The 14,520-nt window shown below is 70.5% G+C and carries 15 protein-coding genes; 7 read left to right on the top strand and 8 right to left on the bottom strand.

What is annotated here, in order from left to right; all coding sequences use genetic code 11:
* Positions 1–122 precede the first annotated feature (122 nt).
* Genes bioA through bioF form a run of 4 tightly spaced genes read right to left on the bottom strand, consistent with a single transcriptional unit; the run spans position 123 to position 4,649 of the window.
* Entirely contained in the window at positions 123–1,427 is a 1,305-nt protein-coding gene (bioA, locus tag GBZ26_RS18060; RefSeq protein ID WP_174440026.1) for an adenosylmethionine--8-amino-7-oxononanoate transaminase, read from the bottom strand.
* Positions 1,424–2,833: a dethiobiotin synthase gene (gene bioD / locus GBZ26_RS18055; RefSeq protein WP_174440025.1), complete on the bottom strand. Its 1,410-nt coding sequence runs from the start codon at positions 2,831–2,833 to the stop codon at positions 1,424–1,426. The genes bioA and bioD overlap by 4 nt, the downstream gene beginning before the upstream one ends.
* The gene (locus GBZ26_RS18050; protein WP_174440024.1) at positions 2,830–3,471 is read right to left on the bottom strand and encodes an alpha/beta fold hydrolase; all 642 of its coding nucleotides are present in this window, start codon (positions 3,469–3,471) and stop codon (positions 2,830–2,832) included. The genes bioD and GBZ26_RS18050 overlap by 4 nt, the downstream gene beginning before the upstream one ends.
* On the bottom strand, positions 3,468–4,649 hold the full coding sequence (gene bioF / locus GBZ26_RS18045) for an 8-amino-7-oxononanoate synthase (RefSeq protein ID WP_174440023.1): 1,182 nt from the start codon (positions 4,647–4,649) through the stop codon (positions 3,468–3,470). The genes GBZ26_RS18050 and bioF overlap by 4 nt, the downstream gene beginning before the upstream one ends.
* Before the next feature lie 93 nt (positions 4,650–4,742).
* Between bioF and GBZ26_RS18040 the strand changes: the two genes are divergently transcribed.
* Positions 4,743–5,204, top strand: coding sequence for a GIY-YIG nuclease family protein (locus tag GBZ26_RS18040; RefSeq protein ID WP_174440022.1), 462 nt, complete (start codon positions 4,743–4,745; stop codon positions 5,202–5,204).
* Between the two features lie 203 nt (positions 5,205–5,407).
* Positions 5,408–6,415 (top strand): BMP family ABC transporter substrate-binding protein, encoded by a 1,008-nt coding sequence (locus tag GBZ26_RS18035; RefSeq protein ID WP_246654138.1) that lies wholly within the window; start codon positions 5,408–5,410, stop codon positions 6,413–6,415.
* A 3-nt stretch (positions 6,416–6,418) separates the two neighbouring features.
* On the opposite strand, the gene GBZ26_RS18030 is transcribed toward GBZ26_RS18035, so the two are convergent.
* The gene (locus GBZ26_RS18030; RefSeq protein ID WP_174440020.1) at positions 6,419–7,129 is read right to left on the bottom strand and encodes an RluA family pseudouridine synthase; all 711 of its coding nucleotides are present in this window, start codon (positions 7,127–7,129) and stop codon (positions 6,419–6,421) included.
* A gap of 180 nt (positions 7,130–7,309) precedes the next feature.
* Here GBZ26_RS18030 and GBZ26_RS18025 point away from each other — a divergent pair, with 180 nt between their 5' ends.
* From GBZ26_RS18025 to galU, 3 genes are all read left to right on the top strand, one after another.
* Positions 7,310–8,056, top strand: coding sequence for a VWA domain-containing protein (locus tag GBZ26_RS18025; RefSeq protein WP_174440019.1), 747 nt, complete (start codon positions 7,310–7,312; stop codon positions 8,054–8,056).
* Between the two features lie 33 nt (positions 8,057–8,089).
* Positions 8,090–8,827 carry a DnaJ domain-containing protein gene (locus GBZ26_RS30345; protein WP_174440018.1) on the top strand — a complete coding sequence of 246 codons (738 nt, stop codon included), beginning with the start codon at positions 8,090–8,092 and terminating at the stop codon, positions 8,825–8,827.
* Between the two features lie 133 nt (positions 8,828–8,960).
* Positions 8,961–9,830: a UTP--glucose-1-phosphate uridylyltransferase GalU gene (gene galU, locus GBZ26_RS18015; RefSeq protein WP_035680877.1), complete on the top strand. Its 870-nt coding sequence runs from the start codon at positions 8,961–8,963 to the stop codon at positions 9,828–9,830.
* A gap of 69 nt (positions 9,831–9,899) precedes the next feature.
* Here galU and GBZ26_RS18010 read toward each other — a convergent pair whose 3' ends face one another.
* The gene (locus GBZ26_RS18010; protein WP_174440017.1) at positions 9,900–10,508 is read right to left on the bottom strand and encodes a hypothetical protein; all 609 of its coding nucleotides are present in this window, start codon (positions 10,506–10,508) and stop codon (positions 9,900–9,902) included.
* Positions 10,505–11,065 carry a hypothetical protein gene (locus GBZ26_RS18005; RefSeq protein WP_174440016.1) on the bottom strand — a complete coding sequence of 187 codons (561 nt, stop codon included), beginning with the start codon at positions 11,063–11,065 and terminating at the stop codon, positions 10,505–10,507. The genes GBZ26_RS18010 and GBZ26_RS18005 overlap by 4 nt, the downstream gene beginning before the upstream one ends.
* 279 nt (positions 11,066–11,344) lie before the next feature.
* On the opposite strand from GBZ26_RS18005, the gene GBZ26_RS18000 reads away from it, so the two are divergent.
* Both GBZ26_RS18000 and GBZ26_RS17995 read left to right on the top strand, forming a co-directional pair.
* Entirely contained in the window at positions 11,345–12,097 is a 753-nt protein-coding gene (locus GBZ26_RS18000) for an isochorismatase family protein (protein ID WP_174440015.1), read from the top strand.
* Positions 12,098–12,226: 129 nt separating this feature from the next.
* Positions 12,227–13,411: a pentapeptide repeat-containing protein gene (locus tag GBZ26_RS17995; RefSeq protein WP_174440014.1), complete on the top strand. Its 1,185-nt coding sequence runs from the start codon at positions 12,227–12,229 to the stop codon at positions 13,409–13,411.
* 6 nt (positions 13,412–13,417) lie between these two features.
* Here the strand turns inward: GBZ26_RS17995 and GBZ26_RS17990 are convergent, their stop codons facing one another.
* The gene (locus GBZ26_RS17990) at positions 13,418–14,410 is read right to left on the bottom strand and encodes a BMP family lipoprotein (RefSeq protein WP_174440013.1); all 993 of its coding nucleotides are present in this window, start codon (positions 14,408–14,410) and stop codon (positions 13,418–13,420) included.
* Positions 14,411–14,520: the final 110 nt, after the last annotated feature.

Raw genomic sequence — 14,520 nt, 5'->3', positions numbered from 1 at the left:
AGCTCGAACAGGGCCAGGATGTCCTCGCGGGTCCAGCGCCGGGCGGTGGTGGAGGCGGCGGCAGTGGAATCCGCGGTCTGCATGGCGGTGTCGGGCATGGTCGGTCCTCGGGAAAAAACGAATCAGAGAAGGGTATCGGCGGCGTCGCGGATCGCGGCGTAGGCGCGGTCCAGCTGCCCGTCCGTCACGCAGTAGGGCGGCAGCAGGTATATCACGGGGCCGAGCGGGCGCAGCAGCAATCCCCGCTCCAGGAAGAAGCGCTTCAGCGTCTGCCCGACCGCGGCGGTGTAGCCCTGCGCGTCGGTCACCTCGATGGCGGCGATGGTGCCAAGGACGCGCCCGCGCGACAGCTTGGGGTGGCTGGACAGCTCGGCGATGGCGGCGCGGTGTCGCGCCTCGATGCGCGCGAGATTGGCGGCGGTCTCCGCCGACCTGGTCAGGTCGAGCGAGGCCAGGGCCGCGGCGCAGCCCAGCGGGTTGGCGGTGAAGCTGTGGCCGTGGGCGAAGGCGCGATCGAAGCCGGCGCCGAGGAACGCCTCGTAGATCGAAGCGCCGCAGGCGGTGACCGACAGCGGCAGGAAACCACCGGTCAGGCCCTTGGACAGGCAGATCAGGTCCGGGGCGACTCCGGCCTTATGGCTGGCGAACAGGGTACCGGTGCGGCCGAAGCCGGTCATCACCTCGTCGAAGATCACCAGACCGCCGGCCGCCCGCACCCGCGCCGCCATGGCCCGCAGGAACTCCGGACGGCAGAAACGCATCCCGGCGGCGCCCTTGACCAGCGGGTCGATGATGACGGCGACCAGTTCCGCCCCGTTGGCGGCCAGCCAGCGGTCGAGCCAGTCCAGCGCCGCGGCCTCCTTGGCCTCGACCTCCGGGTCGGCGTCCCAGGTGGCGGGGTAGGGCATGCGGTCCACGGCGAAGAGCAACTCGTGGAACGGCTCGTAGAAGCCGGAGCCGACCCCCGCCGCCATGGCGCCGAAGGTGTCGCCGTGGTAGCTGCCCTCGAAGGCGAGGAAGCGGCGGCGCTGCCCTTCGCCCTTGTTGCGCCAGAACTGCCAAGCGAGCTTCAGCGCCACCTCCACCGCGGTCGAGCCGTTGTCGGAGTAGAAGACGCGGTCGAGGTCGCCCGGCAGCACCTCCGCCAGACGGGCGGCGAGGCGGGCGGCGGGGCTGTGGGTGAAGTCGGCGAAGATCACCTGCTCCAGCCGGTGCGCCTGCTCCGCGATGGCCCCGGCGATGGCCGGGTGGGCGTGGCCGTGCAGGTTGACCCACCAGGAGGAGATGAGGTCCAGGATTTCCCGCCCGTCCTCGGTGAACAGGCTCACGCCTTTGCCGTGGGTCACGGCCAGCGGCTCCGGCGCGGTCTGCGCCTGGGTGAAGGGGTGCCAGACGTGGCGGCGGTCCAGGGCGATGGTGTCGGTCATGGAAACACGCTGTCGAAGGAAGGGATGAGCGCCGCCGCCTCGGCGACGGTTTCGGCGTCGAGCCGGGGCAGGGTGGGAATCTCGGCCAGGACGCGGACCTTGCCGAATCGCTCGATGGCGGCGCGGTTGCCGGGGTTGGGCGGGCCGTTCAGCACCACCCCGGCCACCGCCAGCCCACGCGCCCGCAGCGCCTCCAGGCTGAGCAGCGTGTGGTTGATGGTGCCGAGCGTGCTGCGCGCCACCAGCACCACCGGCAGGCCGAAGCGGGCGATCAGGTCGATGATGAAGACGTCCTCCGTCACCGGCACCATCAGCCCGCCGGCCCCCTCCACCACCAGCGGACGGTCGGTGTCGGGCAGGGCCAGGGCGCCGGGGTCGATGGCGACGCCCTCCAGCTCCGCCGCGGCGTGGGGGGACAGCGGCTCGGCCAGCGCGCAGGCGGGCGGATGCACGCGTTCCGCAGGCAGGGCGGCGAGGGCGGTCACGGTGGGGGTGTCGCCCGGCTCGTCCTTCAGGCCGGTTTGCAGCGGCTTCCAATAGGCGGCGTCCCAGGCCCGCGCGAGGCACGCGGAGACCAGCGTCTTGCCGACGCCCGTGTCGGTGCCGGTGACGAACACCCCGCGGGGCTGGGCGCCGTCCTTGCGGAACAGGCCGTAGGCGATGTGGTGGGTCATGGTCACTCCTTCCGGCCGCTCCAGCCGGCGCAGCACGCGGCGCAGGGCGCCCGGCGGCAGGGGGCGGCGGCCCTCCGCCGGCAGATGGGCGCCGATGCCCTTCAGTTCGGCCAGGAACTCCAGCCCGTCGGTGTGATGGCGGAGCAGCCGCTCCTCCTCCACCGATCCGCTGCCCCCGGCGGGCCACAGCCGGTCGAGGGTGTGGCGGGTGGGGTAGATGGGCACTCCGGCCTCCAGCCCCAGCGCGTGGTGGGCCTCCCGCCATTCACGGAAGCTGTCGGCGGCGAGCGTGGCGACGGCGATGCGCCCGCCCGGCGCCAGCAGCCCCGCCCAGCGCGCCAGCGCGGCGGCGGGATCGCGGAACCATTGCAGGGCGAGGCTGGAGACGATGAGGTCGAAGGGACCGTCGAGGTCCGGCTGTTCCCCGTCCAGAGTCCGGAAGGCGGAGTCGGTCGGGTCGCCCAGCGCGGCGCGGCAACGCGCCAGCATGTCCGGCGACAGGTCGGTGAGCAGCCAGTCCGCCGGCCCGATCCGCTCGCGCAGGGCGCGGCTGAGGAAGCCGGTGCCGCAGCCGATCTCCAGCACGCGGGGGCGGGGCGGCAAGGGCAGGCGGGCGACGCGCTTCGCCAGACGCTCCGCCGCGATGCGCTGCACGGCGGCGTGCGCCTCGTAGCGGGGGGCGGCCTTGCCGAAGGCGGCGGCGATGGCGGCCTTGCGCGGGTCGGCGGTCATGCCGTCAGTCCGGCGGCGAAGGCGGCGATCCGCTCCGCGCACCAGCCCGGCGCGGTCAGCGGAAGCAGGTGCCCGCCATCCGGGTGCCACGCGATGTCAATTCCGGCCAACGCCTGTTCGGTCATGTCCGGCGGGACGATGGAGTCCTGCACCCCCGCCAGGGCCAGCGCCGGGCTGGTGAGCGCAGCGCGGGCGTCCCAGTCGCTCAACGCCCGCAGCGCCTCGCCCAGCCGGGCCGCATTCAGCCCTTCGGGCGGCGGGACCTCGCAGCCGCAGCGGCGCAGGAAGTCGGCGGTCACCGCCTCCGGCGCGGTGTGGAAGCGGGCGATCATGCGGTCCAGCAGCCGGCGCGGCGTGGCGGGGGCGAAGCCGTCGCCCTCGGTGAAGCGGGGAAAGCCGTTGACCAGCACCAGCCCGTCCCAGGCGAAGGGTCGCTCATGCAGCAGCCACAGCGCCCCGAAGGAATGGCCGACCGCGACGATGGGGCGCTTGGCGGGAAGCTCAGGAATCGACGGTGGGCCGTAGAAGCCGAGATCCACCGCCACGCTCTCCCCCTCCGGAAGGGCCTCCCGCACACCGTCCCAGACGCCGGGGCCGAATCCCCAGCCATGGACGAAGACGAGCAGCGGCGCGGTCATGCCGGCGTCCAGGCGTCGGCCACCGCGTCCGTCAGCGCCTCCAGATCGGCGTCCGAGTGGGCGGCGGAAAGGGCGAAGCGCAGGCGGCTGGTGCCCGGCGGCACGGTCGGCGGGCGGATGGCGATGCCCAGGATGCCGCGCTCCTCCAGCCGCCGGCTGAGCGCAAGAGCGTCCTCCTCCGCTCCGGTGATGGCCGGGACGATCTGCGTGCTCGACCCCGCCGTGGCGATGCCCAGCCCGTGGAAGGCGGCGCGCAGCCGCTCGGCCATGGCCTGGAGCCGGTCGCGCTCGGCGTCCAGCGCCGGCACGAGGTCGAGGGCCGCGTCCATCGCCCCCAGCACGGCGGGCGGCAGGGCGGTGGCGTAGATCAGCCCGCCGCAGCGGTTCACCAGATAGTCGCAGAGCGCCCTCGACCCCGCCACATAGGCGCCGAAGCCGCCCAACGCCTTGCTGAAGGTGCCCATGGCGAGGTCGACGCGCCCCTCGCCCAGCGCCGCCAGCCCCATGCCGCGCGGGCCGAGCACACCGGTCGCGTGCGCCTCGTCGAGGAACAGGAAGGCGCCGTGCCGCTCCGCCAGCGCGGCCAGCGCCGGCACGTCGGCGCGGTCGCCGTCCATGCTGAAGACGCTTTCCGTCACGATGAAGCGCGCGCCCGGCTCCCCCGCGCGCTGGGCCAGCAGGGTTTCCAGATGGTCGAGGTCGTTGTGGCGGAAGCGGATCTGCCGCACCCCGGCGGCGGCGCAGCCATGGTGCAGGCTGGCGTGGTTCAGCCGGTCGGTGAAGACCAGGGCCTCCGCGCCCAGAAGCTCGCGGTCGAACAGGGCGGGCAGGACCGCGGTGTTGGCCTGCCAGCCGGAATTGAACAGAAGCGCCGCCTCCGTCCCCTTCAGCCGGGCGAGCTTCGCCTCGACCTCCGCGTGAAGCTCCAGCGTGCCGCAGACGAGGCGCGACGCCATCGCTCCCGCGCCCCAGCGCCGCGCCCAGTCGCCGGCGCGCTCCACCAGCCGGGGGTGGGAGGCGAGGCCGAGATAGTCGTTGCTGGAGAAATTCAGCAGCGTCCGCCCGCCGCGCCGGATGCGCCCCGCCCCCTCCGGGCGCACGGGCAGCAGATGGCGGCGCGCGTGGCGCCGGTCGAGGCGGTCGAGATGCTGGCGGAACAGCGGGTCGAGCAGGGACATGATGCGGGCGTGATAGCAGAGCGCGCCGCTGGGGCGAAAGGTCCGATTAGCACAGCTGCCTCGACGCTGTGGTGGCGCTAGACTGGCGCGGCCATGCCGCCCGATCCGCAATTCCACGACCGCCCCGATACCCTGCCGCCCGAGCCCGGCGCCTATGTGCTGCTGATTGCTCTGGACCGGGAGTTGACGCTTTGCCTGCCCGGCAAGCCGGAGCGTGTGCTGGCGCCGGGCCGCTACCTCTATTGCGGCAGCGCGCGGGGGCCGGGAGGCCTGCGGGCGCGGGTCGGGCGCCACTTCCGCCGGGACAAGCCGGAGCGCTGGCACATCGACCGGCTGACCGCGGCGGGCCGGATGCTCGGCGTTTGGATCGTTCCCGGCGGTGACGAATGCGCCCTGGTCGCGGCGCTCTCCGGTCTGCCGGTGCCGGTCCCCGGCTTCGGCAGCAGCGATTGCCGCCGCTGCTCCAGTCACCTGCTGGCGTGGCCGAAAGGGGCGTCAATTCCTTTCCAAAGCCGCAAGCTTGAGGCTTTACGCGGGGTCCGCAGCAGGAATTGAGGCGAATTGCTTGGTTCGACCGCCTTCCGGAGGTTATAGTCCCCCGTCATCGGGAGGCGGGCATGAAGACATCGACCCATAACCGCCGGGATGTCCTCCGGGCTTTCGGGGGCGCCTTTGGGGCCGCGGCCATGCTTCTGACGGCGCCCCAGGCGTTGGGGCAATCGGCACCCTCGGCACCTTCCACTCTTGGATCGCCCGGCTTGGGCGTCGGCGTCCTCTACTGCGGCGACCGCGCGGATTTCGGCTTCAATCAGGCCCATGCGGAGGCCGCCCATGCCCTGACCGGTCTGCCCGGCCTGCGGCTGGAGGAGCGGGAGCATGCCGTCGGCACGCTGGCCGCCACGGCGGAGGAGCTGGTTGGTCCCCAGGGCTGCCGGATCGTCATTGTCACCGCCGCGGGCGACGCCCTGCCGGGGCTGCTGGCCCAGGCCGACGCACACCGCGACACCGTGTTCCTGTTTTCCGGCGCGCCGCTGGACCGCGACCGCCTGCCCATCAACACCGGCTTCTTCGAAGGCTATCTGGAGGAAGCGCAGCACATCTCCGGCCTCGTTGCCGGCTACGCCAGCCGGGCGAAGACGATCGGGCTCGTCGCTTCCCACCCCGCGCCGGACGTGTTGCGTTGCGTGAACGCCTTCGCGCTGGGCGCCCGGCGCGCGGATTCCGCCACCGCCTTGCGTGTCGCCTTCGTCGGCGAGACGGCGACGCCGCGGCAGGTCGCCGAGGCCGCCCGCGCGCTGGCCGAGGGCGGGGCCGACGTGCTGGCCGCCCAGCTCGACGGGGCGCGCCCGGTTTGCGAGGTGGCGGAGGCGCACGGCATCCTGTGCTGCGGCCTGCACACCGACCTGTCGGCCTTCGCGCCGCAGGGCTTCCTGACCGGGGCCGAATGGGCCTGGGAAAAGGCCTATGCCGAGACGGTCGCGCTGATCGCCGCGGGCAAGCCGTGGAAGCATCTGCGCCAGGGCGGCTTCGACCAGGGCTTCGTGCGCAACACCGCCTATGGTCCGGCGGTGGGGGTGGAGGCGCGGGCCCACGCCGACGCGGCGCGGATGCAGCTCGCCAACGGCAACGCCGCCGTCTTCCGCGGGCCGATCCAGGACAACACCGGACGGACGGTGGTCGCCAAGGGCAAGGCCCTTCGCGGCGGCGACGCGGAGCTTGGCCGGATGGTCTGGCTGGCCGACGGCGTCACCGAGGTCGGGCGCTGACCCTCACGCCCCGTTTTGTTCCGTCCAGCCGCAGGCGGCCAGCGCGTCCCGCATGTGCGGCGGAGGCGCCGCCGCCGCGGTGACGGGTTCGCGGTCGAAGGCCATGGTGAAGGTCACCGACCGCGCCAGCAGATGCAGGTTGCCCGGCGGCACGCGCACCGGACCGTAATAGGGCTCTCCCACCAGGGGGCAGCCGATGGCCGCGCTGTGGACGCGGAGCTGGTGGGTGCGCCCGGTCCGCGGACGCAGCTCCAGCCATGCTTTTCCGTTGCCGGTTCCCAGCACCCGGTACTGGGTGACGGCGGGCTGGCCGGTGGGGTGCGTCACGATGTTCCAGGCACCGGGGATCAGCAGCTTCAGCAAGGGGAGGTCGATCACCCCCTCCGCCTCCTCCGGGATGCCCTCGCTGACCGCCCAATAGGTCTTCTCGACATGGCCGGCGGCGAACATGTCGCCCAGCCGCTTCAACGCCCAGAGCGACCGGCCGAGCACGAGGCAACCCGCCGTGTCGCGGTCCAGCCGATGGGCCAGCCGCGGCGGCGTGCCGTCCTCCTCGGCCAGGAAAGGCAGGTAGAGGTCGAGATGGTCGGTGATCCGCCCGGCCTTGTGCACGGCCAGCCCGGCGGGCTTGTCGATGATGAAGACGTCCTCGTCCTCGTGCAGGATTCGGGCGCGCAGCGTGGCGGGGGTGAAGGTGGTACCGGAGTCGCTCATGGGCGCCACCCAAGCACGGCGCGGGGGGAGGGGCAAGCCCGCCGGCTGTTTCGCACCGCGGAACCCGATCGGCGCACGGCCTGTTGCCCAACGGGCGGCGCCGTGGACAAGTCTGGACCCATGCCGCCGCGCCGCCCATCTTACGGAATGACGAGTCACCGTGGCGAAGGGATACGGGCGATGGGTGAACGCGACAATCTGCCGACGCAGCAGCGGTCCACCCAGACCGAGGTGGACGACTTCCTGAGCCGTGTGGCGGCCCTTCCACGGGCAACGGGGGGGCCGCGCGGGCGTCTGATGTTCGCCATGGACGCCACGGCCAGCCGCGAGCCGACCTGGGACCGCGCCTGTCAGATCCAGGGCGAGATGTTCCAGGCGACCTCCGCGCTGGGCGGCCTGGACATCCAGCTCGTCTATTACCGCGGATTCCGCGAATGCCAGGCCAGCCCCTGGGTCGGCAACGCGCAGGACCTGCTGCGGCGGATGACCGCGGTGTCCTGCATGGCCGGCCAGACCCAGATCGCGCGGGTGCTGGGGCATTGCATCAAGCAGACGCGGGACCGCAAGGTCAACGCGCTGGTCTTCGTCGGCGACTGCATGGAGGAGGATGTCGATCAGCTCGCCCATCAGGCGGGCCAGTTGGGGATGTTGGGCGTCCCGGTCTTCATCTTCCACGAGCGGGGGGACCTGATCGCCAAGCGCGCCTTCCAGACCATCGCGCGGCTGAGCGGTGGGGCCTATTGCCCGTTCGACGGCTCGTCCGCCCAGCAATTGCGGGACCTGCTGAGCGCGGTCGCCGTCTACGCGGCGGGTGGCCGGGCGGCTTTGGAGCATTACAGCCGCGGGCGGGGCGACGCGGTGCGTCTGCTCACCAGCCAGATCGGGAGCGGTCAGGGGGGACGCGGGGGCCAAAGCCATGCATCATAATGCAGGACCAGGCTAGAGATGGGGCAGAGCGGGATGTTTGGGTTTTTTCTCCTGGGCATCGCGCTGGTGGCCGGCCTCGCCATGCTGGCCCGCGTCTTCGTGTCCGCGGACCCGCGCACGCTGGCCACGGCGGTGCGCTATGGCGGCATCGCGCTGGCGGCCGTGACGGTCGTCATCCTGACCCTGACCGGGCGTCTGGGCACCGCCATGATGCTGGGCGCGCTGGCCTTTCCGCTGCTGACGCGGTGGCGGACGTTGCGCGACGCCTTTCGTCCGTCATCCTACGGGTCCGCGGGGAGCGGACAGACCTCACAGATCGAGACGCTCTATCTGCGGATGACGCTGCAGCACGACACCGGCGCGATGGCGGGGGAGGTGCTGCACGGGCCGTGGCGCGGGCGGACGCTGGAGTCGCTGACCCTGGGGCAACTGCTGGCGCTGCTGGACGATTGCCGACGCGACGATCCGCAATCGGCCTCCGTCCTGGAAGCGTGGCTGGAGCGTTCCCACCCCGGCTGGCAAACCGCCGAAGATCAATCCGCTGGAAGCGCGAACAATTCCGGTTCGAAGGACAGTGGCGGTGGTCGTGGCGGCGGTTCTATGACCCGCGACGAGGCCTATGATATTTTGGGGTTGTCGCCCGGCGCCACACCCGAACAGGTAAAGGACGCCCACCGACGGCTGATGATGAAAGTGCACCCAGATCATGGGGGGTCCACCTATTTGGCGGCCAAGATCAACCAAGCGAAGGATTTGCTGCTGCGCAACTAACCTTTTGCCGGGTTACGGAAGGGGAGTTGCGTCACCGAATCGCCTGTGGCAGAAAGCTGGACGAGCGTTTTGCAAACCTGCGAATCGTCTCCATATTCGAAGTATTTCCTCAAGCAACCACAAGAGAACCCCAATGCGAAAGCCTGTGCGCAAGGTGGTGTTCCCCGTCGCCGGTCTCGGTACGCGCTTTCTGCCGGCCACCAAGGCGATTCCGAAGGAAATGCTGCCTTTGGTCGACCGGCCTCTGCTTCAGCATGCCGTGGAAGAGGCGCGGGCCGCCGGCATCGAGGATTTCGTGTTCGTCACGGGCCGCAGCAAACGCGCCATCGAAGACCATTTCGACGCCGACACGGAACTGAACCGCACCCTTGAGGAGCGCGGCAAGCTGGACGCCCTCGAGGTGGTGCGCGACAGCGAGATCGCCCCGGGCCGCTGCTTCTACACGCGCCAGCAGGTCCCGCTGGGCCTGGGCCATGCGGTGTGGTGCGCGCGGGCGGTGATCGGCAACGACCCCTTCGCCATCGTCCTGCCCGACGACTTCGTCCAGGGCGACACCCCCTGCCTGAAGCAGATGGTCGACGCCTACAACGAGGTGGGCGGCAACGTCGTCGCCGTCGTGGACGTCCCGCGTGAGCGGACCAGCAGCTACGGCATCCTCGACGTCGAGAAGGACGACGGCCGTCTGGCCACCGTCCGCGGCCTCGTCGAGAAGCCGAAGCCGGAAGAGGCGCCCTCCACCCTGTCGATCATCGGCCGCTACATCCTGCAGCCGGAGGTGTTCGATCATCTGGAGAAGCAACAGCGCGGCGCCGGCAACGAGATCCAGCTGACCGACGCCATGGCCAAGCTGATCGGCACGCAGCCCTTCCATGGCCTGCGCTTCGAAGGCACCCGCTACGACTGCGGCGACAAGGTCGGCTTCATCGAGGCGACGCTGGCCCACGCGCTGCGGCGTCCGGACATGGCCGACAAGGTCCGCGACATGCTGCGCAAATACTGCTGAGGCGGAAAACGGATGATGCATCCGGCCTGCGGGGAGGGGCGTCGCCCTTTTCCCGTCGGCCGGATGCTTTCAGCGGCCGCCGGCGGCCCGGCGGGGAGGCCGCGCGGCTTCGTCCGGCGGGGCGGAGCGGCGGAAGGTGCTGAGTTCGGGGATGCGGTTCACCGACAGGCCGGCGACTCGGCAGGGCACCACCTCCAACACCTGGAATCCGGCCTTGCGCGGGTAGCGGGCGCTGACGCGCTCGCGCACCTCCCGCTCCGTTTCGGCGGTCAGAAGACAGCGGCGGATGCCCACCCAGCCGCGTTGCCCGGTCATGACGGTGGCTTCGCTCGGCAGGTGACGCACCGCGGCTTCCCAGAACCGGCCTGGACGGGGCTCGGAGCGGTCGAACACGTGATAGCGCACGATCGGCGCCGCCTGCCTCGCCTCCAGCTCGTTCAGGGCGGCCTGCATGTCCTGTTCGGCCTTCAAGGCGCGTTTCTCGGCCTCGGCGTGCTTCTGGGCGACCTGGGAATAGGCGGCGGCGATGTCCTCCACGTCCTTCCCAACCTCCTCCATCTTCTCGCGGATGCGCAGCTGGGCCTGCCGCAAGCCTTCCAACTGCCGCCGCCAATAGCGGTTTGACAGCACCGTCAGCACCATCAGCCCAAGGCTGAGATAGAGCATCATGCCGGTCATGCCGCCGCTCCTTCCGCGTCGGTGTCGGGCGCCTGGGCGAGCGGGACGACCAGGGTCGGCAGGACGCCGTTCTTCACGGTGAAGGAGACGCGCGCCATCGCCGCCGCCTGCTCGACGGAATAGGTCCAGACATGGGCGACGTTGGGGTAGCTCCAGATCTGGCGGGCGAAGATCACGTCGCGCCGTTCGATGGCGGGGAACTCGTCCTGAACGGTAAGCCGGGCCCAGAAACAACCGGCCTCCTCACCGTCGCCCAGCTCATGGACGAACTCCACCTTGGTCAGTTCCAGCGCCCTGATCTCCGACAGCGCCTTCTGCCGTCGCCCGTTGCATTCGGTGGTGCGGGCCTGGAAGGCGGTCATTTCCTCCCGCCGCTGCTCCAGCTTGCGGGTCCATTCGCCCAGCGCCGTCTTCTTCCGGTCGTGCTGGCGCATCATCATGGTCTGGCGCGCCTTCTCCGACGTGATCTGCCCGACGTCGATGACGATGGACAGGCCGAGCGCCGCGGCGCTGGTGACCAGCAGAAGCATGCCCAGGAACTCGGCCGATAGAACCATTGGTGTACCTTATGGTTGCGGCGGAAGCTTGGTGTTGTCTTCATTGAGGACCGGGTTTCACGGCTTGGCACCGCGGTATTCCGTCGCACGGTGCGCCGGATGCAGACAGGAATATGTCGCGCGGTTGCAACAAACGGTCGATCGGGCTGAATTCCATTGATCTTTTCGGACCCATGCGCAAGCGTTCGGCCAGAATGTCGCAGTGCTTGGACACAGTCCTGAAATGTTGCGCACCCCTGGTCACAGGACTGACATCTCCACCGTTTGAAGGGAGGACCCATGCTGGACCTGATGACTCGCAGCGACGAGGCGCTGGACACCATCCGCCGCACCTTTCCGGTGGCGCTCGGCGATTACGCGATGCCGGCCGGGGGCACCGGGCTGGTGGTCATCGACGAGGTGAAGGGATTCGCCGCCGTCGGTTGCGGTCCGCTCGCCCCGGCGGCACCGAACGCCCAGGTCGACCGCATGATCGCCGAGACGGACCGTCTGGCCCGCCGCTTTGCCGGGGCGGGCTGGCCGATCTGCGTCTCGCTGGACCGCCACGCCCCCGACAAGCCGGAACCGCCCTATCCCCCGCACTGTCTGATTGGCACCGGCCATGACGAGTTGGTGTCCGAACTGGCCTGGCTCGAGTCGGAGCCGTCGGCGACCCTCATCGCCAAGGACTGCATCAATTTCTTCATCGGCGCGACCGAACTGGGCGCGGATGGCAAGGCCGGGCGCAACCGGCTGGTGGACTGGGTGAACGGCAACCGGCTGGTGTCGGTCGTCACGGTCGGCATCTGCACCGACGTGTGCGTGATGGATTTCGTCCTGACCCTGCTGTCCGCGCGCAACCACGGCATGATGCCGACGCTGAGGGACGTGGTGGTCTACGAGCCGGGCTGCGCCACCTACGACCTGCCGGCGGAGACGGCGCGGGACCTCGGCCTTCCGGAGACGGCGGCCCATCCGCAGGAGCCGGCGCACCATATGGGCCTGTACATGATGGCGTCGCGCGGCGCGTTGCTGGCCGACACGCTGCGCTGAGAGACGCCGGATCAGGGCTTTCGCTTTTTCCCGACGGTTCTGGTAGCATCCCTGCGTGGCAAGGGTCCCGATCGTTCAACCGGCGTGCGATGCCGGCAGCAACGGCTGGACGGCGCGGAGACGTCGCACGTGGAAGAGCGGTATCTGAGGGCGATCCGCAACGCGCTGGTCAAGCATCAGCAGTGGCTGACGCGCGACCCCAGCATGAAGGGACGCTGCGCCGACCTCAGCTTCCACAACCTGTCGGGCCTGGGGCTGCGCCGCATCAACCTCAGCAGCGCCAAGCTCAGCGGGGCGAACCTGAACAGCGCCCGTCTGTCGGGGGCCGTTCTGTCGCGCACCGACCTGTTCGGCGCTGATCTGTCCAAGGCCGACCTCACCGGCGCGTCGCTGGAGGGTGCCGACCTGCGCGGCGCGCGGGTGGAGGGCGCCTTGATGGAGGAGGCCAACCTGCGCGGCGCCGACCTGCGCAAGGGCATGATGCTGGGGACGGAAGAACGCAAGCCGGCGGGCAACGCCGACGGCAGCACCACCTTCATCGGGTCCAAGATGGCCCGCGCCATCCTGTCCGACGCGCGTCTGGCGCAGTGCGACTTTTCCGGCTGCGATCTCTGCGGCGCGACCTTTTCCGGCAGCGACATGACCGGAACGATCCTGATCGGCGCCAATCTGATCGGCGCGGTGATGGAGCGGGTGGAGATGCAGGGCGCCCTGCTGTGCGGCGCCCGGCTGGACGACGAGTTGCGCCAGACGCTGGAGCGGCGCGGCATCGACGTTGACGGCACCGGGCTGGTCAGCCTCGCCGGGCGGATGGCCGACAGCATTTCCGCCCACCAGCTTTGGGTCGAGCGCAACGCCGCCGCCGGCCTGCGGCTGGAGATGCAGCGCGTCGACCTGCGCGGTTACAACTTCGCCAACCAGCTCTTGGCCGGCAGCGTGATGCGCTTCTGCGGGCTGCGCGGGGCGGATTTCTCCGGGGCGAAGCTGGTCATGGCGGATCTGTCCTACTGCGACCTGCGCGAGGCGGACTTCACCAGCGCCGACCTGTCCGGCTGCAACCTGCGCGGTGCCAATCTGGCGGGGGCCAAGCTGTGGCGGGCGCGGCTGCGTCCGGTGGACCTCGCCGGGGACGGCAGCCGCCTGTGGCCGACCAACCTCGCCGAGGCCAGCCTGACCGGCGCCGATCTGCGCGACACCAGCCTCGCCCGCGCGATCCTCCACGGCACCGACCTGACGCGCATCCGCGCCACCACGGAGACTCTGCGCGGTGCCGACCTGAGCTTCGCCGTCGGGGTCGAACCGCAATACGCTTGAGGGTGGTTACGAGGCGTCCGCCACCCGGATGCGGCCCCGGATGATGCCCTCGCGCGCCTCCTCCAGCCGGTCCTTGATGGCGGGGGTGACCAGCGCGCGGTTGTTGTCGTCCAGCGCGTAATCGACGCCGCGCTCGGCCAGCCCCAGGGCGCGCGAACCGGGAGTCCAGGCGCCGCTGCGGCCTTCCCCGAAGGCGCGCTCCACCGCCAGATCCACCCGTTTCAGCATCGAGGTCAGGATGGTGCCGGGGTAGAGGTGGTTCTGGTTGCTGTCCACCCCGATGGCGAGGCGCCCGCCATCCTTGGCCGCTGCGAAAATGCCGAAGTTGGACACGCCGGCCCCGGCGAACACCACATCGGCGCCGCGCTGGAACTGGGCCTTCGCCACCTCGGCCCCGGTGGTCGGGTCGTTGAAGGCGGCGGGGGTGGTGCCGACGAAATTGACCAGCAGGCCGATGTCCGGGCGGGCGTGGCGGGCGCCCTGCTGGAAGCCGGCGATGAATTTGCGGATCAGCGGGATGTCCAGCGCCCCGATGAAGCCGACGGTTCCCGTCCGCGAGGCCATGGCCGCCAGCATGCCGACGAGGAAGGACCCCTCCTGCTCCTTGAAGGTCACGGACTGGACGTTTGGCGCCTCCACCACCGCATCGACCAGGGTGAAGCGGACGGCGGGATGCTTCGGCGCGAGGCTGGCCAGCGGCGCGGCGTAGTAGAAGCCGATCAGCGCGAGGTCGGTCACGCCGCGGCGCAGCAGGGCGGCCACCGCCTGCTCGAACTGCGCCGTGCTGGCCGGCAGATAGTCGCGGTAGGCGACCCCGGTGGCCTCCTTGAACCGCTCCGCCCCGGTGAAGGCACCCTCGTTGAAGCTCTTGTCGAACTTTTGCCCCACCGCGTAGAGCAGCCCTGGCGCGAAGTCCTGCGCCCATGCCGGAGCGGTGAGCGTGGCGAGGCCGGCGGCGCCCAGCGCCAGGACGGAACGGCGGGAGGGATGGATCGTCATCGGGCGGGCTCGGCGGGTGGGGGGTTCGGCCACCGACTGTCTTTATTGAAATACTGATGCGGCGCAGGGCCCACCACTGTGGGTAGCGGGCGGTGCCGTCTGACTGGCGA

Origin of the sequence: Azospirillum formosense, assembly GCF_013340925.1 — a bacterium.
GTDB lineage: Bacteria > Pseudomonadota > Alphaproteobacteria > Azospirillales > Azospirillaceae > Azospirillum > Azospirillum formosense.
Note: the sequence above shows the minus strand (reverse complement) of the source record. Positions and strands in the feature narration are given on the sequence as shown.

What these genes read in the sequence shown, in the direction of transcription:
- bioA (WP_174440026.1), bottom strand. Translation starts at nt 1,427, where the DNA reads ATGACCGACACCATCGCCCTGGACCGCCGCCACGTCTGGCACCCCTTC.
- bioD (WP_174440025.1), bottom strand. Translation starts at nt 2,833, where the DNA reads ATGACCGCCGACCCGCGCAAGGCCGCCATCGCCGCCGCCTTCGGCAAG.
- GBZ26_RS18050 (WP_174440024.1), bottom strand. Translation starts at nt 3,471, where the DNA reads ATGACCGCGCCGCTGCTCGTCTTCGTCCATGGCTGGGGATTCGGCCCC.
- bioF (WP_174440023.1), bottom strand. Translation starts at nt 4,649, where the DNA reads ATGTCCCTGCTCGACCCGCTGTTCCGCCAGCATCTCGACCGCCTCGAC.
- GBZ26_RS18040 (WP_174440022.1), top strand. Translation starts at nt 4,743, where the DNA reads ATGCCGCCCGATCCGCAATTCCACGACCGCCCCGATACCCTGCCGCCC.
- GBZ26_RS18030 (WP_174440020.1), bottom strand. Translation starts at nt 7,129, where the DNA reads ATGAGCGACTCCGGTACCACCTTCACCCCCGCCACGCTGCGCGCCCGA.
- GBZ26_RS18025 (WP_174440019.1), top strand. Translation starts at nt 7,310, where the DNA reads ATGGGTGAACGCGACAATCTGCCGACGCAGCAGCGGTCCACCCAGACC.
- GBZ26_RS30345 (WP_174440018.1), top strand. Translation starts at nt 8,090, where the DNA reads ATGTTTGGGTTTTTTCTCCTGGGCATCGCGCTGGTGGCCGGCCTCGCC.
- galU (WP_035680877.1), top strand. Translation starts at nt 8,961, where the DNA reads ATGCGAAAGCCTGTGCGCAAGGTGGTGTTCCCCGTCGCCGGTCTCGGT.
- GBZ26_RS18010 (WP_174440017.1), bottom strand. Translation starts at nt 10,508, where the DNA reads ATGACCGGCATGATGCTCTATCTCAGCCTTGGGCTGATGGTGCTGACG.
- GBZ26_RS18005 (WP_174440016.1), bottom strand. Translation starts at nt 11,065, where the DNA reads ATGGTTCTATCGGCCGAGTTCCTGGGCATGCTTCTGCTGGTCACCAGC.
- GBZ26_RS18000 (WP_174440015.1), top strand. Translation starts at nt 11,345, where the DNA reads ATGCTGGACCTGATGACTCGCAGCGACGAGGCGCTGGACACCATCCGC.
- GBZ26_RS17990 (WP_174440013.1), bottom strand. Translation starts at nt 14,410, where the DNA reads ATGACGATCCATCCCTCCCGCCGTTCCGTCCTGGCGCTGGGCGCCGCC.